Annotated in this window: 27 protein-coding genes; 10 read left to right on the top strand and 17 right to left on the bottom strand. The window is 64.3% G+C overall.

Features of this window, described 5'->3' with window-relative positions:
* Positions 1-77 precede the first annotated feature (77 nt).
* Entirely contained in the window at positions 78-506 is a 429-nt protein-coding gene (locus FKL89_RS15585) for a hypothetical protein (RefSeq protein WP_162527545.1), read from the top strand.
* 104 nt (positions 507-610) lie between these two features.
* On the opposite strand, the gene FKL89_RS15580 is transcribed toward FKL89_RS15585, so the two are convergent.
* Both FKL89_RS15580 and FKL89_RS15575 read right to left on the bottom strand, forming a co-directional pair.
* On the bottom strand, positions 611-1,852 hold the full coding sequence (locus FKL89_RS15580; protein ID WP_156863670.1) for an MFS transporter: 1,242 nt from the start codon (positions 1,850-1,852) through the stop codon (positions 611-613).
* A complete protein-coding gene (locus tag FKL89_RS15575; RefSeq protein ID WP_156863669.1) occupies positions 1,849-2,304 on the bottom strand; it encodes a MarR family winged helix-turn-helix transcriptional regulator in 456 nt (151 codons plus the stop codon). Before FKL89_RS15575 ends, FKL89_RS15580 begins: the two co-directional genes overlap by 4 nt.
* Positions 2,305-2,381: 77 nt before the next feature.
* Here FKL89_RS15575 and FKL89_RS15570 point away from each other — a divergent pair, with 77 nt between their 5' ends.
* A complete protein-coding gene (locus FKL89_RS15570; RefSeq protein WP_156863668.1) occupies positions 2,382-2,933 on the top strand; it encodes a PaaI family thioesterase in 552 nt (183 codons plus the stop codon).
* A 2-nt stretch (positions 2,934-2,935) separates the two neighbouring features.
* On the opposite strand, the gene FKL89_RS15565 is transcribed toward FKL89_RS15570, so the two are convergent.
* The 7 genes from FKL89_RS15565 to FKL89_RS15540 all read right to left on the bottom strand — a co-directional run bounded on the left by FKL89_RS15565 (position 2,936) and on the right by FKL89_RS15540 (position 9,068).
* A complete protein-coding gene (locus FKL89_RS15565; protein WP_156863667.1) occupies positions 2,936-3,514 on the bottom strand; it encodes a ubiquinone biosynthesis accessory factor UbiJ in 579 nt (192 codons plus the stop codon).
* A 98-nt stretch (positions 3,515-3,612) separates the two neighbouring features.
* Complete coding sequence (locus FKL89_RS15560; protein WP_156863666.1) at positions 3,613-4,524, bottom strand: Tim44 domain-containing protein; 912 nt, start codon at positions 4,522-4,524, stop codon at positions 3,613-3,615.
* Between the two features lie 81 nt (positions 4,525-4,605).
* The gene (gene ubiE, locus FKL89_RS15555; RefSeq protein ID WP_238363386.1) at positions 4,606-5,373 is read right to left on the bottom strand and encodes a bifunctional demethylmenaquinone methyltransferase/2-methoxy-6-polyprenyl-1,4-benzoquinol methylase UbiE; all 768 of its coding nucleotides are present in this window, start codon (positions 5,371-5,373) and stop codon (positions 4,606-4,608) included.
* Complete coding sequence (locus FKL89_RS20395; RefSeq protein WP_238363385.1) at positions 5,366-5,746, bottom strand: gamma-butyrobetaine hydroxylase family protein; 381 nt, start codon at positions 5,744-5,746, stop codon at positions 5,366-5,368. Before FKL89_RS20395 ends, ubiE begins: the two co-directional genes overlap by 8 nt.
* A 27-nt stretch (positions 5,747-5,773) precedes the next feature.
* On the bottom strand, positions 5,774-6,685 hold the full coding sequence (locus FKL89_RS15550) for a DMT family transporter (protein ID WP_156863664.1): 912 nt from the start codon (positions 6,683-6,685) through the stop codon (positions 5,774-5,776).
* 156 nt (positions 6,686-6,841) lie between these two features.
* Entirely contained in the window at positions 6,842-7,981 is a 1,140-nt protein-coding gene (locus FKL89_RS15545) for a PilT/PilU family type 4a pilus ATPase (protein ID WP_156863663.1), read from the bottom strand.
* Between the two features lie 46 nt (positions 7,982-8,027).
* The gene (locus FKL89_RS15540; RefSeq protein WP_156863662.1) at positions 8,028-9,068 is read right to left on the bottom strand and encodes a type IV pilus twitching motility protein PilT; all 1,041 of its coding nucleotides are present in this window, start codon (positions 9,066-9,068) and stop codon (positions 8,028-8,030) included.
* A gap of 100 nt (positions 9,069-9,168) precedes the next feature.
* On the opposite strand from FKL89_RS15540, the gene FKL89_RS15535 reads away from it, so the two are divergent.
* The 5 genes from FKL89_RS15535 to FKL89_RS15515 all read left to right on the top strand — a co-directional run bounded on the left by FKL89_RS15535 (position 9,169) and on the right by FKL89_RS15515 (position 14,391).
* Positions 9,169-9,891 carry a YggS family pyridoxal phosphate-dependent enzyme gene (locus tag FKL89_RS15535; RefSeq protein WP_156863661.1) on the top strand — a complete coding sequence of 241 codons (723 nt, stop codon included), beginning with the start codon at positions 9,169-9,171 and terminating at the stop codon, positions 9,889-9,891.
* Positions 9,892-9,895: 4 nt separating this feature from the next.
* Positions 9,896-10,714, top strand: coding sequence for a pyrroline-5-carboxylate reductase (gene proC / locus FKL89_RS15530; protein ID WP_238363384.1), 819 nt, complete (start codon positions 9,896-9,898; stop codon positions 10,712-10,714).
* A 29-nt stretch (positions 10,715-10,743) separates the two neighbouring features.
* The gene (locus FKL89_RS15525) at positions 10,744-11,031 is read left to right on the top strand and encodes a DUF167 domain-containing protein (protein ID WP_156864739.1); all 288 of its coding nucleotides are present in this window, start codon (positions 10,744-10,746) and stop codon (positions 11,029-11,031) included.
* A 138-nt stretch (positions 11,032-11,169) separates the two neighbouring features.
* The gene (locus FKL89_RS15520) at positions 11,170-11,751 is read left to right on the top strand and encodes an ECF-type sigma factor (RefSeq protein WP_156863660.1); all 582 of its coding nucleotides are present in this window, start codon (positions 11,170-11,172) and stop codon (positions 11,749-11,751) included.
* A gap of 69 nt (positions 11,752-11,820) precedes the next feature.
* Positions 11,821-14,391 carry a serine/threonine-protein kinase gene (locus FKL89_RS15515; RefSeq protein ID WP_156863659.1) on the top strand — a complete coding sequence of 857 codons (2,571 nt, stop codon included), beginning with the start codon at positions 11,821-11,823 and terminating at the stop codon, positions 14,389-14,391.
* Between the two features lie 9 nt (positions 14,392-14,400).
* On the opposite strand, the gene FKL89_RS15510 is transcribed toward FKL89_RS15515, so the two are convergent.
* From FKL89_RS15510 to FKL89_RS15485, 6 genes are all read right to left on the bottom strand, one after another.
* The gene (locus FKL89_RS15510) at positions 14,401-14,886 is read right to left on the bottom strand and encodes a hypothetical protein (RefSeq protein WP_156863658.1); all 486 of its coding nucleotides are present in this window, start codon (positions 14,884-14,886) and stop codon (positions 14,401-14,403) included.
* Positions 14,887-14,897: 11 nt separating this feature from the next.
* Positions 14,898-16,313 (bottom strand): RCC1 domain-containing protein, encoded by a 1,416-nt coding sequence (locus FKL89_RS15505; RefSeq protein WP_156863657.1) that lies wholly within the window; start codon positions 16,311-16,313, stop codon positions 14,898-14,900.
* Positions 16,310-17,701: an RCC1 domain-containing protein gene (locus FKL89_RS15500; RefSeq protein WP_162527544.1), complete on the bottom strand. Its 1,392-nt coding sequence runs from the start codon at positions 17,699-17,701 to the stop codon at positions 16,310-16,312. Before FKL89_RS15500 ends, FKL89_RS15505 begins: the two co-directional genes overlap by 4 nt.
* Positions 17,702-17,942: 241 nt before the next feature.
* On the bottom strand, positions 17,943-18,380 hold the full coding sequence (locus FKL89_RS15495) for a DUF1841 family protein (RefSeq protein WP_156863655.1): 438 nt from the start codon (positions 18,378-18,380) through the stop codon (positions 17,943-17,945).
* 132 nt (positions 18,381-18,512) lie between these two features.
* A complete protein-coding gene (nth, locus tag FKL89_RS15490) occupies positions 18,513-19,184 on the bottom strand; it encodes an endonuclease III (protein WP_156863654.1) in 672 nt (223 codons plus the stop codon).
* A 10-nt stretch (positions 19,185-19,194) separates the two neighbouring features.
* Positions 19,195-19,830, bottom strand: a complete 636-nt coding sequence (locus FKL89_RS15485) for an RnfABCDGE type electron transport complex subunit B (protein WP_156863653.1) — start codon at positions 19,828-19,830, stop codon at positions 19,195-19,197.
* 43 nt (positions 19,831-19,873) lie between these two features.
* Between FKL89_RS15485 and FKL89_RS15480 the strand changes: the two genes are divergently transcribed.
* Positions 19,874-20,566, top strand: coding sequence for a 1-acyl-sn-glycerol-3-phosphate acyltransferase (locus tag FKL89_RS15480; protein ID WP_156863652.1), 693 nt, complete (start codon positions 19,874-19,876; stop codon positions 20,564-20,566).
* Between the two features lie 20 nt (positions 20,567-20,586).
* On the opposite strand, the gene FKL89_RS15475 is transcribed toward FKL89_RS15480, so the two are convergent.
* Positions 20,587-21,318, bottom strand: a complete 732-nt coding sequence (locus FKL89_RS15475) for a glycosyltransferase (protein ID WP_156863651.1) — start codon at positions 21,316-21,318, stop codon at positions 20,587-20,589.
* A gap of 258 nt (positions 21,319-21,576) precedes the next feature.
* Between FKL89_RS15475 and FKL89_RS15470 the strand changes: the two genes are divergently transcribed.
* Together FKL89_RS15470 and FKL89_RS15465 are read left to right on the top strand one after the other, a co-directional pair.
* Positions 21,577-21,834, top strand: coding sequence for a hypothetical protein (locus tag FKL89_RS15470; RefSeq protein ID WP_156863650.1), 258 nt, complete (start codon positions 21,577-21,579; stop codon positions 21,832-21,834).
* Complete coding sequence (locus tag FKL89_RS15465; RefSeq protein WP_156863649.1) at positions 21,809-22,279, top strand: lysophospholipid acyltransferase family protein; 471 nt, start codon at positions 21,809-21,811, stop codon at positions 22,277-22,279. Before FKL89_RS15470 ends, FKL89_RS15465 begins: the two co-directional genes overlap by 26 nt.
* Positions 22,280-22,337: 58 nt before the next feature.
* Here FKL89_RS15465 and FKL89_RS15460 read toward each other — a convergent pair whose 3' ends face one another.
* Entirely contained in the window at positions 22,338-23,102 is a 765-nt protein-coding gene (locus FKL89_RS15460; RefSeq protein ID WP_156863648.1) for a hypothetical protein, read from the bottom strand.
* Positions 23,103-23,201: the final 99 nt, after the last annotated feature.

The following is a 23,201-nucleotide window of genomic DNA, read 5'->3' as shown; positions in this document are numbered from 1 at the left end:
GCGTCGCCCTCCGCCTAGACCTCGGGCCGCTCGCTACGCGCTAGACGTTTTCAAGTTTGCTCGTTGCAATGCAGCGTTTGACCGCTACGCGCCGCGAGTTCTATGCGGCGTGGGTTAGCCCACTTGCGGTACTGCCAGTGTTTGCGGTTCTGCTTTATGTCGGCCAATACGGCGACCAGGCGGGGATGTTTTCTGCACTGTGGGTTATGGTGGTTGTCGCGTACCCAACAATGTTCTTTTTGGCGTTGCCAGCATGGCGAAACGCGACCGAGCGCGGCGCCGTTAGCTGGACGCGAGTCTTGCTTTATGGGGCTGCGCTCGGTTCTATTGTGCCGTTCCTGATGGCGGTTGTGCTCGTGTGTGTTGCACTTCGCGACGGCCGCAAATACGGCGTTTTGAGTGCAGTTCAGGAATGCCTCGCGATGTTGGTCTTGGGCCTTGTCTGCGGAATTGCGATAGCAATAACGTTTCGGTTGATCGTCGGTAGTCCGAAGGCAGTGCCGTAGCCTCGATGCAGCGAAGCGGAATCGAGGGTTCGCCGATGCCAGCTTCCTCGATTCCACGTTGTTCCATCGAGGCTACTGTCCCTGAAGTGCGCTGAAGGCGCAACCTACGCCGGCTGCACCTTCGGCGGCAACGCCGCCTCCTTGATCGGCATGTGCACCAGCGCGGCGCCGACGGCGAGCAGGATGTCGATGATCCAGATGGTGTCGTAGCTGCCAGTCATGGTGAAGACCTTGCCGCCCAGCCACGCACCGGTGAAGCCGCCGATCTGGTGCGACAGCATGACGATGCCGAACAGGGTGGCCATGTTGGCGGGGCCGAAGAACTTGGCAACCAGACCTGCCGTGGGCGGCACCGTTGACAGGTAGGTGAGCCCCATGACGGCGGCGAAGATGAGCATCGTCGTCGCCGTCTTGGGCGACAGCAGGAACACCAGCACCGCGACGGCGCGCGCGGCGTAGACCAGCGACAACAGCGACTTCATCCGCCAGCGGCCCACCGCCCAGCCCATCGTGAGGCTGCCGACGATGTTGAACAGCCCGAGCAATCCAAGCGACCACGCGCTCACCGAAGGCGGCAGGCCGCACATCGCCACCACATTCGGCAAGTGCGTTGCGAGGAAGGCCACGTGGAAGCCGCAGACGAAAAAACCGCAGGCGAGCAGCCGGTAGCTCGGATCAGCAAGTGCGCGGGTGATCGCAGCACGCGTGCCTTCGCGCGCGGGCGCAGGGCCGCCTGCGACACCCGCGGGTGCCGAGGTCGCTGCAGCTGACGAGTTGCCACGCAACACCCACGCTGCCGGAAGCGCCAGCAGCACGATCAGCCCGAGCACCTGCATCGATGTCATCCAGCCCAGCGCGGCGGTGAGGCCCGCGGCGACTGGCGCCATGATGAACTGCCCGAATGAACCGCCAGCGTTGACAATGCCGGTTGCCATTCCGCGTCTTTCTGCTGGCAGCATGCGTGTCGTCGCTGCCATCAGCACGGAAGGCCCGGCCATGCCGGCGCCGCCCGCAGCGAGCACGCCGATTGCAAACACGAGCCCGGCGGTGCTGGTCATCAGTGGCGTCAGGATGGTGCCGAGCGCGACCAGACTCACGCCGATCAACAGCACGCGTCCGGCACCGACGCGGTCGGCGAACGCACCGGCGAAGGGCTGCGTGAGCCCCCACCAGAGCTGGCCAAAGGCAAAGGCCAGGCTGATGTTGGCGATGCCCAGGCCGGTGGCGGAGTTGACGTCGGACAGAAAGAGACCCATCGTCTGCCGGGTGCCCATCGTCAGTGCAAAAGTGCCTGCGGCAGCAAGCAGAATCATCCAGACGGCGTATCGGGATGCGGTGTTACTCATGCTGCGTTCCTGTCGTCAGTGGTGTCATTGGCGAGCGCCTCGCTCATGCGATCAATCAGTGCGTGCAGCGCGATCACATCGTCCACGCCGACGGTGTCGTTCAATTGCAACTGCGCCTTCTTCCAAAGTCCCTGCGCTTCGCTGCGTTTGCGCCGCCCGGCGGCGGTGAGCGCCAGTGCGTTGCTGCGTGCGTCGTCCCCTGCGCGAACGGCAACCCAGCCGGCGGTCTGCAGCGGCTTCAGGTTGCGCGACAGGGTGGACGAATCCATCGCCATCGCCCGCGCCAGATCGGCCTGCGTGATCGGCCCGAGGCGATCAACATGGGTCAGCAGCGAATACTGGGTGATTTTCAGCCCGCACTCCGCCATCGCGTGGTCATACACCAGCGAAACTCGCCGCAGCAGTTGCCGCAACTTGAAATTGGTGCAGCCGCGAGGCTGGTCTGTCGTCATGTTGTTACATCGGCACAATGTTGTATATGCAATAATTGTATCTGCAATTGATTGCGATGGAAAAGCAAGGTGAGTTCATGAAGCAGGATGCAAGTGCAGAAGCAACCCTCAAACGCTGGCAGGACGAAGAGGCGGCGGTGCGTGCGCGCATCTTTGGTCGCGGCGTTGCCACACGCGAGCAGATGGCGGGTCTGACTGGCTTGCAGCAGATGCAGTTGCTGCTTGATGGCAAGGCGCCGGCGCCCCCGATCTCGGAGACGCTGGACTTTGCGCTGATCGAAGTGGCGCACGGTCGCGCGATCTTTCAGGGCAAGCCATCACCGCGCCTGCTGAACCCGATGGGCACCGTGCACGGCGGCTGGTACGCAACGCTGCTGGATTCAGCAGTCGGCTGCGCCGTGCACACCGCCATGCCAATCGGGCGTGCCTATACCACGCTGGAGCTCAAGCTCAACATCGTCAAGGGGATCTCGCTAAAGGTGCCGCTGGTGCGGGCCGAAGGCTACACCGTGCATGTGGGGCGGCAAACGGCTACCGCAGAAGGCCGTCTGTATGGTGCCGATGGCACGCTGTACGCGCACGCGTCAACGACCTGTCTGGTGTTCGAAATGCCTGCGGAAAAGGTCTGACCTCAGGCGAGCTTTGCGACGCGTGCCTGCAGGCGCTGCACGTCTATGCGCAGGCGCTGGATATCAGCGGCGAATTTCGCGACATCGTCGCGCTCGGCGACCAGTTGCGCTTCGTCATGCAGGTAACGCTTGCCGGCTTCGTGCAGGCTCGCCCGCGCGTTGTCGCCCAGCGCTTTCAGCGCGCGCAGGAAGCGCACGGCTTCGTTGGCGAGAATCGGCCCGACCACACGTTCAAGCTCGGCCTCGGCGGCCAGCGGCAGTGACGAAAAGGCTTTCGACACATCCTGCAACAGCGCCGCCTTGCCGGCGACTTTGGCGCTGCGCAGAGCGGCCTCCTTGCCCTGTGCCAGCAGCGGCAGCGAGGTGAGCGGGAATTCGACGCTGCACGACACGTCGTTGTCGCCGGCAGGACCCTCAACGGCAGCGAAATCACCAGCATCGGTGACGCGAAGCGTCAGCGCGAATGGTGGCGTGCGCACCTGCAAGGTCTCGCCGCGATGCGCCGCCAGCAGCTTGCGGGCAGCGTCGTCATGCGAGAGCAGACGGGAGAGGGCACGGGCGATCAGCGAGGCGGGAATCATGGCGTAATTGTCGCAAACTGCACGGTGACCTGCGCTACGGATGTCGGGCACAAAAAAAGCCGGCGCGAGGCCGGCTTTTTTGCGGAGCAGTGCTGGCGTCAGGCCTGCTGGATGCCGGCGACCAGCCAGCCCTTGCTGCCATCCACCGGCTTGACCAGGTTCCAGATTTCGCGGAAAGGTGAAGCCATGACCATGCCGTCTTCGCGCATCTTGCCACTGAACTGCACGCTGGCCCAGTACTGGTTGCGCTCGGTCTCGATGCCAAGCAGTTCAGCGTGCAATTCGTCCACCAGAGTGGATTCCTTGTTGCCGCTGATGACGTCCTTCGCGATCTCGTTGTAGAGCTCGTCGGTGACGAAGTTGCGCACACCGTCGAGGTCGCCCTTGTCGTTGGCGCCCTGCAGCGTCATGAACTGCTTTTTGGCGTTGTCCTCGAACCCGGCCTTGTCGAACCCGGCCGGGATACCGAAGCCACCGCCCAAGCCACTGGCCATCACCGGGGCCGCAGCGCCGGCCGCTGCGCCAGCGCCGGCGTATTGCGTTGGCTGTGATTGCGGTGCGGCGTCGAAATTCGACCCGCCTGCACCCGCGCCAGCGGCGGCCGGTTGCCCGCGACGTGCGGCGCTACGCGCAAACCAGATCAGCGCCACGACGGCGATGCCGACGATCAGCAGCAAACCGAGGAAGCCGCCGGCGCCCATCTTCGAGAACAGATAACCGAGACCGATGCCGGCAGCGATGCCAGCCAGCGGCCCAGCCATGCGCGACATCAGGCTTGGCTTAGCGGCTGCTGCGGCTGCACCGGCGGCGCCAGCCGCAGCGGGAGCTGCCGTGGCCGCACTGGCGGGCGCTGCGGCGGGAGTTGACGTAGCCGTGGGGCCGGCCGATTGCGTGGGCGCGCTACGTTGCGCACCGACCGATTTGCCGCCACCAAACTTTTTGGCGTCTGCCTCGACGGCACCGAAGGCGACCGTCGCGGCAACGATTACGGTGGATAGGGATTTGAGCATGCGTCCTCCTCTAAAAAACATCAACGCATAGGCGCAATATGCGGATTTGTCCGAAAAATCACAAGGGGTGAAAGTACAGGGTTATCCCATCCGGTAGCCGCGGTGAACCGCGACGATGCCACCCGTCAGATTGAAGTATTCGACCCGACGGAAACCTGCCGTCTCGAACATCGTCTTCAGTTCCTCCTGCGGCGGGTGCATGCGGATGCTCTCGGCGAGATACTGGTAGCTCTCGGCGTCGCCGGCAATGCTGGCGCCCAGCTTGGGCAGCACGTTGAACGAGTACCAGTCGTACGGCCCCTTGAGCAGCGCGTTCGGGCGCGAGAACTCAAGCACCAGGGCGCGGCCACCCACCTTTAGCACGCGGCGCATCTCGGCCAGCGCGCGATCCTTGTGGGTCACGTTGCGCAGACCAAACGCGATGGTCACGGCGTCGAAGCTTTTGTCGGCAAACGGCAGGCACTCGGCATTGCATTGGGCCGTTGGCGCCACGACGCCTTGATCGAGCAGGTGATCGCGGCCCACCTCCAGCATCGCGGCGTTGATATCGGTATGCAGCACAAAGCCCTTGCTGCCGACCTCGCGACTCATCAGGCGAATCAGGTCACCGGTGCCGCTGGCAAGATCAAGCACGCGCTCGCCCGGGCGCAGGTGCAGCTGGGCCACGGCGAAGCGCTTCCAGACGCGGTGCAGGCCGCCCGACATCGCGTCGTTCATGATGTCGTATTTGCGGGCGACGGAATCGAACACGTCGCGCACCTTGCGCTGCTTTTCGTGCTCGGGGACGGTCTGATAGCCGAAGTGGGTGGTGCCGTCGGCGAAATCGGTGTTGCCCGCTGCTTCAGTCACGATGTGCTCCTGCCCGTTCCAGCCGCGCCAGATAGTCGCGCCAGAGGGTTTCCTGCTCGCTGCACAGTTTGTGCAGATAGTCCCATGAATAGATGCCGGAATTGTGACCGTCGCTGAACGTCGGTCGCACGGCGTACATGCCGACCGGTTCCAGCTCGGTGATATCGACGGCACGCTTGCCAACCTGCAGCACTTCCTGACCCGGGCCGTGTCCGCGCACCTCGGCCGAGGGCGAATGCACGCGCAGGAACTCGAAACTGAGCTCATGACGCTGCTCGCCGCCAGCATGGCCGTAAGCCAGCACCAGCACGTGACGCTTGCGGTCGAGGGTCAGCTCGGTCGGGATTGGGGTATCGGGTTCCAGACCGGGCATCGGTCGTGTCCTTCGGAAGTGATGCCGCTATTTTCGCAGAGCGGTCGCCGAGTCAGCCATAGATGCAGCGGCACGCGACGGCCAGGTCGCCAGCAGTACGCCGGCGATGGCGCAACCGAACGCGATCAGATGCACGGTGGTGAATCGTTCGCCAAGAAACACGATGCCGACGATGGCGGAGGTCAGCGGCAGAAAGACGGTGAACACCCCCGCCTTGGCGGCCGGGATGCGCTTGAGCCCTGTCATCCATAGCCACACAGTCCACATGCTGGCCGCCAGCGCATAGAGCACCAGGCCAAGCCAGATGTTGCCGCTGACAGCGCCGAAGTCAAATGACCACGCCGCCCAGAGCCCAAACGGAGTGACCAGAATCAGCCCCCACAGATTGATCAGCGCGCTGATGCGTCGCGGCGACAGATTGCCGGTGAGCCGCTTGCCAATCACCACATAGCTTGCCTCGCAGAACACCGCCCCGACCAGCAGCACCATGCCGAGCGCTGAGGTGTGGGCGTCGTCCGGACCGGCGCGGGTGAAAGCGAGCACGACGATGCCGGCGACCGCCAGCGCGATCGCGGCCAGCATGCGGCGCGACAGCGTTTCGCGCAAGAAAAGCCACGACAGCAGCGCCACCGCCGCCGGAATGCCGGCCATGATCACACCGGCCGAGATGGCCGTCGCCTCACGCATGCCGAACAGCATGCAGATCGAGAACAGAAAATTGCCGAGAAAGGACTCAAGGAACAGCAAGCCGCGGGAACGGCCGTCCAGCGGCGGCTCATCGGCGCCACGCGGCAGCCAGTGCGCCATCGCCACGGCAGCAATGCCAAAGCGCAGCCACGCGAGCAGGAACACCGGCAGGACCGCCACCAGCAATTTCGAGAAACCGACGTAAGCGCCCACGATCATCATGGCGCTGGCGAGACACAGATAAGCGAGCATGACGAGATGCTACGCGGAGGGCGAAGGCCCTATGGCTTCTTGCTGGAAGCCGCAATGGCTATGGGCAGAAGCATCGTTTCCACCAATAGTCGATTTATGCCGAAATGACCGGCAGTGCCCAACGTAGATGCGGCTTTCGCGAAAAAGCTGACTGCGCTACTTGACGATGTCGAGATGCTCCAGCCCGGCCAGCATGTTGCGGCCTTGTGCCTCGTGGCCTTCGAGCTTGATGCGCAGACGCAGGTCGTTGACGCTGTCGGCGTTGCGCAGTGCGTCCTCGTAGCTGATGTGGCCGGCCTCGTGCAGCTGGAACAGTGACTGGTCGAAGGTCTGCATGCCGAGCTCGTTCGATTTCTTCATGATTTCCTTGATTTCGCTCACTTCACCTTTGAAGATGAGATCGGAAATCAGCGGTGAGTTGAGCAGGATTTCAACGGCGGGTACGCGGCCCTTGGCGTCGCGCCGTGCGATCAGGCGCTGCGACACGAAGGAACGCAGGTTGAGCGAGAGGTCCATCAGCAGTTGCTGGCGCCGCTCTTCCGGGAAGAAGTTGATGATGCGGTCGAGCGCCTGGTTGGTGTTGTTGGCGTGCAGCGTGGCGAGGCAGAGGTGGCCGGTTTCGGCGAAGGCGATGGCGTGGTCCATCGTCTCCCGCTCGCGAATTTCGCCAATCAGGATCACGTCGGGCGCCTGCCGCAGCGTGTTCTTCAGTGCCACGCCCCAGCTGTCGGTGTCGGTGCCGATTTCGCGCTGGGTGACGATGCAGTTGCGATGCTCATGCACGAACTCGATCGGATCTTCGATGGTGATGATGTGGCCGCGTGAATTGCGGTTGCGGTGATCGAGCATCGCCGCCATCGAGGTGGTTTTGCCGCTGCCGGTGGCGCCGACGAAGATCACCAGACCGCGCTTGGCCATGATGATGTCGCGCAGAATCGGCGGCAGCATCAGCTCTTCAAAGCGCGGGATGGTCGTATTGATGGTACGGATGACGATGCCGACCTGGTTCTGCTGGATGAACGCGCTGCAGCGGAAGCGCCCAGTGCCGGCCGGGCTGATCGCAAAGTTGCACTCGCTGGTGCGCTCGAACTCGGCGGCCTGCTTGTCGTTCATGATCGAGCGCGCCAGCGTCAGCGTGTGCAGGGCGGTCAGCTGGGTCTTGGATACCGGCTGAATCTCGCCGTCGATCTTGAGCGCGGGCGGGAATCCGGCGGTCAGGAAAAGGTCGGAAGCCTTCTTCTGCACCATCATCACGAGCAGCGAGTTCATGAAGGTAGTGGCTTGTTCGCGTTCCATAAGATGGCTTTCCTGTCAGCGGGCTCGGGGCGACGTTGCGGTGGGATCAGGCGAACATTTCGCCCTGTTTGGCGTTGAGGCGAGCTTCCGCTGGCGTGATGAGATTGCGGCGGATCAGCTCCTGCAGACACTGATCGAGGGTTTGCATGCCGGCGCCGAGGCTGGTCTGGATCACCGAGTACATCTGCGCAATCTTGTTTTCGCGGATCAGGTTGCGGATCGCCGGCGTGCCGAGCATGATCTCGTGCGCGGCAATCCGGCCCGAGCCGTCCTTGCGCTTGAGCAGCGATTGCGAGATCACGGCCACCAGCGATTCCGACAGCATGGAGCGGGTCATGTCCTTCTCGGCGGCGGGGAACACGTCGACGATACGGTCGATGGTTTTGGCGGCAGACGATGTATGCAGCGTGCCGAACACCAAGTGGCCAGTTTCCGCCGCCGTCAGCGCCAGGCGGATGGTTTCCAGATCGCGCATTTCGCCGATCAGGATGATGTCCGGGTCTTCACGCAGCGCGGAGCGCAGCGCATTGGCAAACGACAGCGTCTGCTCGCCCAGTTCGCGCTGGTTGATCAGGCATTTTTTGCTCTCATGTACGAATTCGATCGGATCTTCCACCGTGAGGATGTGACCCATGATGTTCTCGTTGGCGTGGTTCACCATCGCCGCCAGCGTGGTGGACTTGCCGGAACCGGTCGGCCCCGTCACCAGCACCAGGCCGCGTGGTTTCAGCGCCAGCTCGGCGAAGATCTTGGGCGTGGCCAGATCTTCCAGCGTGAGCACGCGCGACGGAATGGTACGGAACACTGCGGCGGCACCACGGTCCTGATTGAACGCGTTGACGCGGAAGCGGGCGAGGTTGGGGATCTCGAACGAGAAGTCGACCTCGAGGTTTTCCTCGAACACCTTGCGTTGCGCGTCCGACATGATGTCGTAGACGAGGCTGTGCACATCCTTGTGCTCCATCGCCGGCAAGTTGATGCGGCGAATGTCGCCATGCACGCGCAGCATCGGCGGCAGACCGGACGACAGATGCAGGTCCGATGCCGAATTCTTGACCGAGAACGCGAGAAGCTCCGCGATGTCCATCCCTATAATCCTTTGCCCCGTTGAGCGCCCTGCAACGTTGCAGTGACTGGATACGGACCGCGACGCTCTTCAATCGAGTTGTGACTGTGACATTGGCATTATGACCGCAAGCTCAGAGGCTTCGCAAGCCAAAGACCGCTTCGTGCGCGTGTGCGAGCGAATTCGCACGGCGGCACAACAGGCCGGCCGCGATCCGGCAGCCGTTGCCTTGCTCGCCGTGAGCAAACTGCAACCGGCCGCGAAGGTCAGTGAGCTCTACGCCGTCGGTCAGCGCGCCTTCGGCGAAAACTACGTGCAGGAAGCGGTGCAGAAGTGCGCTGAGCTCGCGGATCTTGCCGGTATCGAATGGCACCTGATCGGGCCGCTGCAATCAAACAAGACGCGTGTGGTGGCGGAAACAATGCATTGGGTGCATTCGGTCGATCGCCTGAAAATTGCCGAGCGCCTGTCGGCGCAGCGGCCAGCAGATCTGCCGCCGCTGAATATCTGTATTCAGGTCAACATCAGCGGCGAAGCCTCGAAGAGCGGTTGCGCACCGGACGAAGCGGTGGCGCTGGCGAAAGCAGCCAGCGGCCTGCCACGGCTGCGCGTGCGCGGCATGATGGGAATGCCGGAACCCGGCATTGGCGCGGAGGCGACGCGCAGCCAGTTTGCGCTGCTGGCGCGGCTTTACGCCGAGGCAAAACAACAGGTCGCGGGCATCGATACGCTGTCGATGGGCATGTCCGACGATCTCGAAATCGCGGTCGCGTCCGGCTCGACGATGGTGCGTGTCGGCACCGCGCTGTTCGGCGCCCGACCAGTCAATCAGCAACCAGGATAACTGTGTGAAGAAGATTTGTTTTGTCGGCGGCGGCAACATGGCGAGCGCGATGCTGGCGGGATTGCGCCGCGAACATCCGGCGCCGAGCTGCCATGTGATTGAGCCTTATGCGCCAGCGCGCGAGAAGCTGACCGCGCTCGACGTGGTGGTGCATGCGGCTGCCTGTCGTGAGGCAGTGGACGGCGCCGATGTCGTGGTGCTCGCCGTCAAGCCGCAAATGCTCAAGCAGGCGTGCGCCGAGTTGTTGCCGCATCTTCAGGGCGAACTGATCGTCAGCATCGCTGCCGGCACCCGCCGCGCCAGCATTGCGCGCTGGCTCGGTGCCGACCCCACCTCGGCACGCATCGTGCGCACCATGCCAAACACGCCGGCGCTGATCGGCCAGGGTATTACCGGGCTGTTCGCGCCACCATCGTTGTCGGAGGCTGACGTAGCCACGTCCACCGAACTGATGCGCTCGACGGGGGCGGTGGTGCGAGTGGAGAGCGAGGCGATGATCGACGCCGTGACCGCCGTGTCGGGCAGCGGCCCAGCCTACGTGTTCCACTGGATTGAGTCGATGCTGGCGGCGGCGAAAGGCGTGGGTTTCAACGATGCCGATGCGCGCACGCTGGTGTTGGCGACACTCAAGGGTGCGACGGCGCTGGCGGAGGCCTCCGACGAATCGCCGGCCGTACTGCGCGAACGCGTGACGTCCAAAGGCGGCACCACAGCAGCGGCGCTGGCCGTGATCAATGAGCGCGGCGTGCAGCAGGCGCTGATTGATGCGGTACGCGCGGCGCGGGATCGTGGTGCCGAACTGGGCGCGATGGCAGACGATTAGTGGCGACGCCGGAGCCAGCATCGTCGGCGTTGCCAGTGTGGCTGAAGGCAACTGCTGATGGCGTTGAAATCACGCTCTACGTGCAGCCCGGCGCGAAGAAATCTGAAGTCGCGGGTGAACATGATGGCGCGCTGAAACTGCGCATCAACGCGCCACCGGTGGAGGGCAAGGCGAACGCTGCGGTGATCGCTTTCGTGGCGGAGCGCTGCGGCGTTGCCAAAAACCGCGTCGCGCTGATTGCAGGCGAACTGAACCGTCACAAACGCGTTGCCGTGCAAGGTGTCACGCTGGCGTTTGTGCAGAAGCAGCTTTCGTAAAAATAGGCCTGGAGACCGCTTACAAAAAGGGCATTGATAGAAATTTGCAACATAGTCGACTGTACGTCAAACGTCGTGCGAGCCCTGATTAGATAAGGATTTCCATAAAAAGCCAATACCTTGCGCTATGCTGCCTGCATGGCTGCCAGGCTGACCGACGAACTCTACGCCGAGCTGCGACAGATCGCGCAGGCCGTGTTCGCGCACGAGGCGGCGGGTCACACCCTGTCGCGCACGGCCGTCGTGCATGAAGCCTGGCTGCGGCTGGCAGCGGGCGCAATGCCGGTGGAGCGGACGGATTTTCTGCGGCTGGCGGCGAGGGTGATGCGCAACCTGCTGGTCGATCATGCCCGGCAACGCAACGCCGTCAAGCGCGGCGGTGGTGTGGCGGCGGCCAGTTTTGACGACACTGTGCGTGACTACGAGCAGGCCTGTGCGCAGGGGCTCTACCCGCCGTCCGGCGACACCACACAACTGCAGCGCATTGGCCGCGAGCTGGACCTGGAGTCGCTTGACCAGGCCATCAACGCGCTGGCCCGCCAGAGCCCGCGGCAGGCGGAGATTGTCGAGCTCAAATTCTTCGCCGATGTTGGCATTGATGACATAGCGCGCCAACTGGGCACCTCGCCATCAACCGTCAAGCGCGAGTGGACCGTGGCCCGACTGTTTCTGCTGCGCGAGCTGGCGGCGATCCGGGCGGAGCGGGACGCCGCGTCGTGAGCCGATTCCGGCAATTCACGCTTTCAGCTTTGTGGGCAAAAGAGGCTGCGGGAACGGGGTGACAGGCGCATGGTGACGAGAACAGGGGACGACGGGCGGGAGGTGGGCACGGCGGACGATACCCGCGGGCGCCCACTGCTGGCAGAGGAGACCTGGTCGCGCGTCGGCGAAATCATCGAAATCGCGCTGAGCATCCCGGATGCGGCGGCGCGAGCGGCCTTCGTTGATACCTCTTGCGCCAGCGATCGGGCCTTGCTCGCCGAGGTGCGCTCGCTGCTCGCTGCCGATACCCACGCCGATTTTGTGTTGCCAGCAACGCGCTGGCTGGATGCGACGACGCTGGCGCGCGATGCGGCAGCGACGATGTCCGATCCGCCGGAGCACTGGATTGGTCGTCGTGTCGGCGCCTGGCGAATCGAGCAGTGGCTGGCCAGCGGTGGCATGGGGCTGATCTTCCGGGCACGCCGGGACGATGCGGCCTACGAGCAGACGGTGGCGATCAAGCTGCTGCGCGCGCGTGGCACTGCCAGCACACAGTGGTTTCTGGATGAGCGACAGATGCTCGCCTCGCTCGCGCATCCGTGCATTGCACGACTGCTGGATGGCGGCGCCGCCGAGGACGGCACGCTGTATCTGGTGATGGAGCTGGTCGAGGGCGAGGCGATTGATCGCTGGTGCGTACGCAAGCGGCCGGCGCCGGATGAGTGGCTGGCGCGGTTTCTGGATGTATGCGCTGCCGTGCAGTACGCCCATCAGCGGCTGATCGTGCATCGTGACATCAAACCGGCCAACGTGATGGTGACGCACGACGGCAGCGTCAAGCTGATCGATTTCGGCATTGCTCAAATCACCGATCGCGCCGGTGGCCCGGCTTCGGCAGACAGCGCCGCAGTTGCACTGACCCCCGGCTGGGCGAGCCCTGAGCAACTGCGTGGCGAACCAGTCACCACCGCCAGCGACATCCACGCGCTGGGCGCCCTGCTGCAGCGGCTGGCGAATGGCGGTGAACCGCTGGCCAACGGCACTGACGTTGCCGATGACGACTTGCGCTGCATCGTACGCAAGGCCATGGCAGAGGTGCCCTCGCAACGCTACGCCAGTGCGGCGCAACTGGCAGATGATGTGCGCCGCTATCTCGCACATGAGCCAGTACAGGCTCGCGGCGGCGGCGTGGGCTATCGTGCAACACGATTCGTGCAGCGCCACACGGGTGGCGTCGCCCTGGCGACGCTTGCACTAGTGGGAGTGCTGGTGGCCGCGTCGATCGCGTTGTATCAGGCGCAGGTTGCCCGCGCGGCCGAGCGCGAGGCAAGTGTTCAGCGCGCCCGCGCCGAGCAGCACTTCGCCAGCGTGCGCAAGATGACCAATCAGCTGCTGTTCGATCTGCACCGCAAGCTTGCCGGCATCCCTGGCACCACACAGTTGCAGAAAGACCTGATCGGCCAGTCGCTCGCCTATCTCGATGGTCTGCGTGCAGACGCTGCTGGCGACGCAGGACTGTTGCATGAGGTAGGCGCCGGTTATCGCCGGCTGGGGCGCATTCTTGGCGGTATTCAGGGCGCCAACACGGGCGAGCGCGACGCCAGCGAACAGGCCTACGAAAAGGCAGTAGCCGCACTCGATGCGGCGCTTGCCATTCGCCCGCAGACCACCACGGCCGTCGAGCAGCTCAAGACGCTGACCGAGTTTGCCGAGCAGCAAGGGCTGTACCGCAACTTTCCGAAATCATCGGCGCTGTTCGCCCGCGCGGCAGCGCTCGGCAGCGAGGCGACAACGCGCGCGGCGGACGACGCCGACCTGTTCTACGCCGTGCAGAAAGTGATCGTCGCCCGCAACATCTCGGCGCTCTATCTGGGCAACGGCAGCTTCGACCAGTCTGCGATGGAGCAAAGCGCACAGGCGCTGGTGGCCAGGCAGGCCGCCCATGCCCCGGCGTCCGATGATACCCAGACGATTCGCGCCATTCTCTGGCGCTGTTACACCGCGCTCGCGGAAGCGTCGCGCCGAAGTGGCGGCGCCGACGGTGCCCGGCAGGCCGTCAATTGGCACCAGCGGGGCGTGGCGCTGATGCGCGCCAACGAGCAGTTGCATCCCGGCGATGCTGGCTATCGCCGCAGCACGCTGAACGCGCGCGTGGAGCTGGCCAACGCCTACGCTGCGGCCGACGATCTGAAAGCAGCAATCGCCGAGGCAGACGCCGTTCTTGGCGAATTTGAAGCACTGCGCCAGGCGGACGCGGCCAATGAGGACGCCGTGCTCGACCTGTTGAAGACCATCGCATCGCTCGCCGACTATCACCGGCGCGCTGGCGATGTTGCGCAGACCAGTGCAATGGTCGAGCGGGGTCAACGGGTGCACACGGCGCTCGCCGCCAGACTTCGCGATCACTTCGTCGCACGGCAGAGCCAGCTCAAACTGCTGCTCGCACAAGCGTGGGTGGAGGCGCGCGCTGCTGCGCCCATGACCGCTGGTGCCCGCTCCCCGGCGCAGACGTGCGCGCGGGCAGCGCAGCACCTGGCCACCGCGAGGCAGCTGGCTGCCAGTGACCCCGCGCTTACAGCTACCGACGTGTTTGCGGGTGTGGACGCCGCGGTCAATGCCTGTGAACAAAGCGCCTCAGCTGGCCGCAGGCGCGGCTGACGTTGGCGCTCACTTGCCTGAGCTACCCAGGTCCTTGCGTACGTCGTCGATCTTCTTGCCCGACATCTTTTCGTATTGGGCGCGCTGGGCTGGTGTCATCTGGTCGAGAAACGCTTTGACCTGCGCGTTTGCTTCGTTACGTTGCTTCGCCGCGACTGACTGTTCCTCCTTTTCACGGCGCTGATAGAGCGCGGTGAGGGCTTTTTCGTCCATCGCGTCGACGCGTGCGCGGTTCTCGTTGAAGCGGGCACTGGCCAGCTGCTCGCGCAGCGCCTGTTCGCGTTGCCGCTTCGCCTCGGCTGCTGCGCGCACCGCGTCGGCACGCGCCTTTTTCTGCGCGGCCTGGTAACGCGCTTCTTCAGCCGGGTCCCAGTCAGCGTTCGCTGCTGGTACTGCAATCAGGCTGACACCCATGGTCGTGTGCAGGACGAGCCGGGCGGAGACGCGGGCAAGGCGGCGAGCCAGGCGAATTGACGGGATGGTGACTGGTTGCATCGAACACTCCTTCAGGGTGACAAGCCGGTGACGCCGCAACGGGCCGTCAAGTGTTGCCATTGCGCAAACCATGTCTGGCGGGTGCCAGCGGTGGCCGTGGCCGATTGCGTGACCGCGTTGCCGTTGCGCAGACCGAGGGCGCGTGCGAGCAGCAGTCCGTCGCTGCCGAGCATCGCCACGCCATCGCCATCAATGTCGAGCGCGCAGCCCGGCGCCGCAACGTACTGCGGCGTGGTTTGATAGGTGCCGCCGTGGCCGTGGCCGCCCTGCCCGAATTCGTTGTATCCCCAGCAGCGGATACCGCCGTCAGACATGATGGCGCAGCTGGTGTTGTCGCCCGCCGCCAGGCTGGCGGTGGTTGCATTGACGCCGGCCGCTGCCGGCGCGAGGCCGACCACGGTGCTTGGGCTGAGACGATAGGTCACGCTGCCATCGCTGCCATCACCGACAGCGCCGTAGAGGGCAAGGCCCCAGCATTGCACGGTGGCATCCAGCAGGCGCGCGCAGCTGTGCTGGGCACCCGCCGCGATGGCATCCGGGGTGTTGCCGGCGCTGCCCAGGTTGGCCACCGTCACCGGCGTGTTGCTGAAGCCACCATTGCCGCCGTCACCCAGTTGCCCTGTCGAGTTGTCGCCCCAGCAAACGACGCTGCTCAGGCTCAGCACGCCGCCGGGTGCCAGCAAAGCGCAGGTGTGTGAGCGACCCGCTGATAGCGCGATCGCGGTGCTGATACCGGTGACCGCAACCGGCGTATTGCTCGACGTCACGGCGCTGCCATTGCCGAGCTGACCACTGGTGTTCTGGCCCCAGCACGACACTGTGCCGCCCACGCGGGCGCAGGAGTGATAGTGTCCGACCGCGATTTCATCAACGTTGAGGATGGGCACACTCCACGGTTGATTGGCCGGGTTGGGGGCGAAGCCTGCCTGCCCCCAATCGTTGCGGCCGGCGCAGAAGGGTCGCCCGCCCTGCTGCAGGATGCAGGTGTGCTGCGCGCCGACGCCGATCTGCCGCGCCGGCCCGGCCGCGCCGAAGCCCCACACGGTTACCGGCACTGTGCTGTTGTCGAAGCTGCCCTGCGTGAGGGCGCCATCGCTGCCCTTGCCCCAGCAGCGGGCGCTGCCATCGCCCAGGCGCGCGCAGGTGTGAAACAGCCCCGCTCGCACCTCCACCGCGTTGCTGATGCCGCGTACCGGCACTGGCACGGCACTGGCGCTGATACTGCCATTGCCGAGCACGCCAAACACTGTGTTGGCGCCCCAGCAGTGAATGCGACCGTTGTTGGTCACGGCACAGCTATGACTGCTGCCCGCAGAGAGCTGCGTGTAGATGGTCTGCGCCGATGCCGGCGCAGCGACGATCAGGGACAGGCCCAGTGCGGCCACGCCAGCGGCTACCAGCCGGCCTGATGATGGTTTGCTGTTCATGGTGCGAGCCCCGCGACGCCACAGGCGCGAATCAGGAAGTTGCGAATCTGTGGCCAGCTGGTGCGCGTTGCCCCGCCGCCAATGGCGCCTGCGGTGACCGCGCTGCCGCTCATGCCAGCCAGGGCACGTGCCGCCAGCACACCGTCGGTGGCCGCAGAGAAGATGCCATCGCCGTCGATATCAAGCTCGCAACGCGGCGCGACAAACTGTGGCACCGCGTGATCGTCACCACCAGTCGCGAAGTGGGTGGTGCCAATTTGCCCGGCACCATTGGCCCCCCAGCACTTGGCACTGCCGGCCGCGGTGAGGGCGCAGGTGTGGGTGCGTCCGGCGCTGACACTGACGAAGTTGTCGTTGCCAAGCACTTTCGCCGTGCCAACGGTGATGCCGGTGCCGACGATCGTGCCGTAGCCCAGTCGTCCGTTGCCGTTGTAGCCCCAGCATTCGATGCGCCCGGCGGCCTGGCGAACTGCGCAACTGTGCTGTTCGCCGGCGGCAATGGCCGTCACGCTGGTCAATGTCGGATAGGCGTTCACCCAGGTGTTGCTGGCCGTGGTGTTGCCGGTGCCCAGCATGCCGTAGGTATTGCTGCCCCAGCACACGACACCGCCCGAGACCAGTGCAGCGCAGGTGTGCAGCCAGCCAGCGGCGATCTGGCTGACGTTGGTGAGACTTTGCACGTCAACCGGCGTCCGCCGCGGCGAAACGTAGCTGCCGTCGCCAAGCTGGCCGTCGCTGTTGCGGCCCCAGCACTTGACTGTATTGCTGGCGAGCAGGGCGCAGGTGTGCAGGTGCCTGGCGCTGATCGCCGTGGCGGTGGTGATGCCAGCCACGTCAACCGGGTTGGTGAGATAGAAGTCGCTACCGCCATGGCCCAGCTCGCCGTCGCCGTTGTAGCCCCAGCACTTGATGCCGCCGCCCTGGCGCAGCGCGCAGCTGTGATCGCCCCCGGCGGCCACGGCGATGGCGTCGGTCACCGTGCCCACCAGCACTGGTGTACTGCTTGGGGTGGTGCCGCCATTGCCGAGCTGGCCACGAAAGTTGTAGCCCCAGCACTGCACCCGGCCATCGCGCAGCGCAGCGCAGTTGTGCGATGTACCGGCGGCAATGTGCACGGCGGTGTTGAGGCCGGCCACGCGGACCGGTTCCGGTGATTCCTGCCCGTTGCCGGATATGCCGTTGCCGAGCTGACCGCGAAAGTTATCGCCCCAGCAGTGCACGCCGCCGCTGTCGAGCAGGGCGCAGGTGTGATATTCGCCAGTGGCGATTTGCGTGTAGGGCTGCGCGATGGGCGCGCCGATGCTGCCCGCGAGCAGCAGTGTCGCCAGCACCGCCAGCAAGTGACGTAGCAGGCGGCGGGCGTTGAACGATGGGTAGAAAGGCGTCATGGGTGGCCGGAAAGAAGATCCGATACCCATCAAAGCGCAGCCGGGAAAAACCGGGTCAAAACCGCATTGGCAGACGGTTCGTTACAGCATCATCTTTTCGCTGTAAACCTTATTCAATAAGGGCTAGCAGCGCAAAAAGCGGTTAAGTCGACTGTTGGTACTTTTTGCCATGGAGCCCATATCGGTAGGCACTTTTACGAAAAAGCTGCTTGCCCGACAGAACGCCACGAGCGATCCGCGTCTACTGCTTCGCCGGTACCCGTTGCCGCAGCAGGCTCAGGTAAAGCGCACCATCCAGCGCCTGCCCGGTGCGCTGTGATTGCCACAGCGTTTCGCCGAGACACTCAAGGATTTCGTGCTTCGCTGCGTGCTCGTCGTCGTGCTTGGCGGCAAGCTGGGCGTGAATGGCGCGAATGCCTGGCGGCTGATCGATATCGAGCTGCTCCTGAATCGCAAGATGGAAGCCGAGATGCAGGAAAGGATTGATGTCCCCCGCTTCCGGCCGCCAGTCGGTCGTGATGAACGACTCCGGGTTCTGCAGGATGCGGTGGTATTCCGGGTGCAGCGCAATGATGGCGACGGTCTTTTCTTCCAGCGGCGTCAGCGCATCGCCACGGCGGAATTTTGCCCAGCTGTCGATGAAGAATTGCCGCGCCTGATCGCGGGAGGGGTTAAACATTTGCGCTCCGCGCAAGGACGAAGGACGACGCTCGCTGGCGCTCGCTAGGACGACGGCCGTTTCGGCCTATGACGCAAAGCTTGGCAACGAGGGTTGATCGAACCGAGAGAAGTGGTTGCATACCTTTGCGTCCTAGCGACCAGCGGGAGCGTCGTCCTTCGTCCTTCGTCCTGCGCGTGTTCGGCCCGAGTACTCGCACAGTTCGAAAACACAACAGACATCGCATCGAGGCGATCGGGCCGTACACGTGTATCTGCCATGCAGGATCAGCCAGTGATGCGCCGATTTCAGGAATTCTGGCGGCGTGAACTTCAGCAGTTTGCGTTCGACCTCGTCGACCGTTTTGCCGGGCGCGAGCTTCATGCGGTTGGCGACGCGGAACACGTGCGTGTCCACCGCCAGCGTGGGCTCGCCGAAGGCCTCGTTCAGCACGACGTTCGCCGTCTTGCGACCGACGCCCGGTAGCGCCTCCAGCGCGGCCCGATCATGCGGCACCTCACCGCCATGGCGCTCGATCAGTTGCCGTGCAGCGGCGATTGCGTTTTTGGCCTTGTTGCGAAAGAGTCCGATGGTCTTGATGTGCTCGGAAAGTTGCGCCTCGCCGAGCTGCACGAGATCGGCCGGTGTCTTCACGAACGGGAAAAACTTGCGCGTGGCGGCGTTCACTGATTTGTCGGTGGCCTGCGCCGAGAGCAGCACCGCGATCACCAACTGAAACGGGTTGCCGTATTCGAGCTCGGTCTTCGGATCGGGATTCGCCTTCGCCAGTGTGGCGAAGATGCGGTAGCGCTTTTCGGCGTTCATTTGCGCACTCTCACGCCCGCGGCGGTACGGCGGCACGCGCTTTCGCGCGGGCGAGAATGTCCGCAAGCAGCGCCTGCTTGTCCGACTGCGGCTTCGGCACATGCGCCGCCGCCCTGGCTTCGGCCCGTTCTGCAAAGCGCCGTTGATGCGCGATGTACTTCTTGCGCAGGTCACTGGCTTGAGGCTGGCGGGCAAGCAGCGTGTCGTGGACACGATTGGCAGGGGTGACGGCCGGGATCAGTGCGATGCAATCTACCGGGCAGGCGATGATGCAAAGCTCGCAGCCGGTGCAGTCGGCTGCGATCACCGTGTGCATCCGCTTCGAGGCGCCGACGATGGCGTCGGTCGGGCACACGGGCAGGCAGGCAGCGCAACCGATGCACGCGGCCTCGTCGATCAGCGCGACGTGTTCCGCCGCATAGGCATCAACGTCGTCAGCGAGAGCAATCGCGTCGCGTTGCAGCAAGCCTGCTAGTGCAACGCGGGTGACTTCGCCGCCTGGCGGGCAGCGGTTGAGATCGGCCTCGCCTGCGTGCATCGCGGACGCATAGGTGCGGCAATCGGCGTAGCCACAGCGCTGACACTGGGTTTGTGGCAGCAAAACATCGATTGCATCAAGGTCGGGTGAAACGGCAGCGGCTAACATCGGTGCAAATTATCGTGGAACCGCCCTTGCCGGCGGCTGCAATATGGCGGTGGAGGAGGTAGTGCCGGGAACAGTGCGTGCACAGGACGGCTCCGTGCCGCGTCTGGAGCGCGCGCCAGGGCATCGCGTGCCGGGCAGCTATGGGCCACTGTCGCGCTTGTCCGCCTGGTGGTTACGGCAGCGCGGCTGGCGCCTGGAGATCGCAGAGCCGATGCCGGACAAGTGCGTGATCATCATGTACCCGCACACCAGCAACTGGGATTTTCCGATTGGCCTGCTGACCAAGTGGGCGATTGGCCTCACGCTGCAGCGCGACGCCCTCCGCTTCGCTGGCAAAGAGAGCCTGTTCAAGTGGCCGTGGGGCTGGTTCTTCCGCGGCGTTGGCGGCTTTCCGGTCAATCGCAAGGCGTCAACCGGATTCGTGGAACAAATGGCGGCACGTTTCACCGCCGAACCGCGCATGCGCTTCGTGATCGCGCCAGAAGGTACGCGCAGCTATGTGCCGCATATGCGGTCGAGCTTCTACTACGTCGCAGTCGCGGCGAGGGTGCCCATTGCGTTGGGCGCCTTCGACTTTCCCGGCAAACGCGTCGTCGTTGACACCTTTCTCACGCCCTGCGGCGATGCAGCCACTGACCTGGCTGCGATTGATGGCTACTATCGCCAGCTGGGCAATCGTGGTTGCGTGCCGGAGAAGGCAGCGCCGTGGAAATTTCGCTCAAACGATGGCGGCTAGTCACTAGCTGCAAAAGATCCTCATTCGCGCAGCGTTGCTTGCGTGGTCCGCAGGAACGCGTCGTTTGCCGCGTTGAATCCCTGCGACGCACTACCTGTGCGGATTCGCAACAGATAGTAAGACGAGGGCAGGTTCCATAACACGCGCCCGTGGCGCAGCAGGCGGATCCACAGCTCGAAGTCCTCGGAATATCCACGCAGGCCGGCGTCGTACATGCCGACCGCGGTCAGCACGGACTTGCGATACATCACCGTACCGTGGTTCATGAACCAGCGGCTGCGCAGCCCAATCTCGCGCGTGATCACGTCCGGGTGTCGCACCAGCTGTCCTGCGGCCCAGGCACCGCCTGGTTGTTGCATGTAGTAGTTCAACGCCGTGCCGAGCACATCAATCGACGGCGTCGTCTGCATCAGTTCCCACTGCGCAAGGAAGCGGCCCGGCAGCGTGATGTCGTCCGAATCGACGCGGGCAATCAATTCGTGGCGGCAAGCCTCAATGCCAAGGTTGAGCGCCGCCGGGATGCCTACATTGGACGCTGAGTGCACGACACGGTAGCGCGGCTGCTTTGATCGCCCTTCGAGGTAGTTGAGAAGGTCCGTCTGATCGCTGCCGTCATTGACGATAACTATCTCCGCCGGCGGTTGGTCTGGATGCGCATTCTCGAGCAGGGCAAGATCGTACTCAATCGATGCGAGGCACTGGTTAAACCATGCGAGAGGGAGGCGGTGGACGGGAACCAAGACGGAAATCATTCCCGTATTGTGCTGTACACACTTGAATTTCGCCTCGACTGCATGTAGTCGGCACGATCAATATCCGGCTCGAAAGTCTGATGAAACAGCGCGAATTGGGGGCCACGTCAATGTCGCGGCAGATAGCCATCTGTTCGTGGGGCGACCGATCATGCGGCCCAAAAACTTCGGCAAAGCACTATTCGACGGGCGACCTAATCACCACACTGATTGTCATTGGTTGTCGTGCTATACCCATCCATACCGGAGGAGATCAACATGAAAAGAACATCTGTCGCACTGGCAGTGGTGGCAGCGTTGCTGGCGTGCTCGACGCTGGCGGAGGCAGCCGCGCCCGCTAGCGTTGCACTCCAATCGCATTCGGGCAATATGCTGCGCTGGGCAGCGGAGTTCCCGCATGCGATGGCGGTGATGCGTGTCGCAGCACCCGACGGCTCGGTGAGCAAGCGAAAATTCGGCGCCGAACAGCTATGTGGTCGGGGTGATGTTGGTGTCTACCCTTCCAGTAAGTCGTGACGTCAATCGCGCACCGCCACAAGTGGCGCGCCTGACCGCCTGTTGGTTACGGCAGCGCGGCTGGCGCCTGGAGATCGCGGTGCCGATGCCGGACAAGTGCGTCATCATCGTCTATCCGCACACCAGCAACTGGGACTTCCCGGTCAACCGCGAGGCGTCCACCGGCTTCGTCGGCCAGATGGCAGCGCGCTTTGCCACCGGGCCGCGCATGCGCTTTGCGCTGGCACCCGAGGGCACGCGCAGCCATGCAGTGCACATGCGGTTGAGCTTCTATACTGTGTCGCGCTCGGCACCTTCGACTTTGCGCGTCGGCGCATCGTCGTTGATACCTCTCTCATGCACTGCGGCGAGGCCACGACCGACCTCGCCGCCATCGAACGCTACTACCGCGACATCGAGGCCGTGGCTGCGTGACCGAGAAGGCGGGGGTGTGGTGGTTTCGTGACTGACCGTCGTACTGGGAGTGCGGCGCTTTCGCCAGTGCGTTTGCGCTGGGCTGCGCGTCAGGGGGGCTTGGGTGCCGCGAGCACGCCGAAGTCGAGCGTGCGCTCGTTCGCGGACGGTGCCAGCCAGATTGTCCAGGCATTGGTTGGCGTCGGTGCGGTGGCGTTGGCTTGACGCGCTACGCGCCAGACGCACGCTGGCACGACGCCGGTCTCTTGCTCGTTCAACAGTGACTGGATGACGAACGGGTGCAGGCGCGGCGCGTGTTCGCCGTGGGGCGCGTGTTCGCCTTCGCCTTCGTGGCGTGGCGTTTCGAGGGCGCGTCGAATCTGCGCGCGAATGGCCCCCAGCGAATCGCGCAGCGGCAGCGCCGTGGCCGACCAGGTTGCGGCCGTAGCCGAGGGGGCTGGCGCCGGCGCGGCATCGAGCGCCTGGACGGCGGCGATCGCGGCGTCGGCGGAGCATTGCGTCGCCGCCAGGGCGCGCATGCGCTCCAGCGTTTGTCGTTGTGACACGGCGGCCGCCGACAGCCGGAAGATCGACTGAATGTCGGCGTCGTCCGCCAGACGATAGCGCGACGCGAGGCGCATGACCTCGTCGTGCTTGCCCGCGCCCTGCAGCGCGCGAAGCTCGGCCAGTACCGCATCGCGCCGTTCGGCCAGTGCGGCTTTTTGCGCTGCTGTTTCGTTGGCCAGCGCGGCGCGCGCCGCCTCCAGCCGCTGCACTTCGCGATGTTGCTGCCATGCGCGAAGCGCGCTGGGTGCGAGCGCGGCGCTGAGGGCGATAGCGCCGAGTGCGACGAGGATTCCAGTGCGTGTGATCATCGGCATGGCTGCGTCGGCGGGCGGGTGTCGATTTGCGGAGGCCGAAAAAAATCACCGCCTGCGCGGCGGTGATCATAGGCACGGAGACGGTTGCGGCCG

This window comes from Casimicrobium huifangae (assembly GCF_009746125.1).
GTDB lineage: Bacteria > Pseudomonadota > Gammaproteobacteria > Burkholderiales > Casimicrobiaceae > Casimicrobium > Casimicrobium huifangae.
This window is presented reverse-complemented; position numbering and strand designations above follow the sequence as displayed.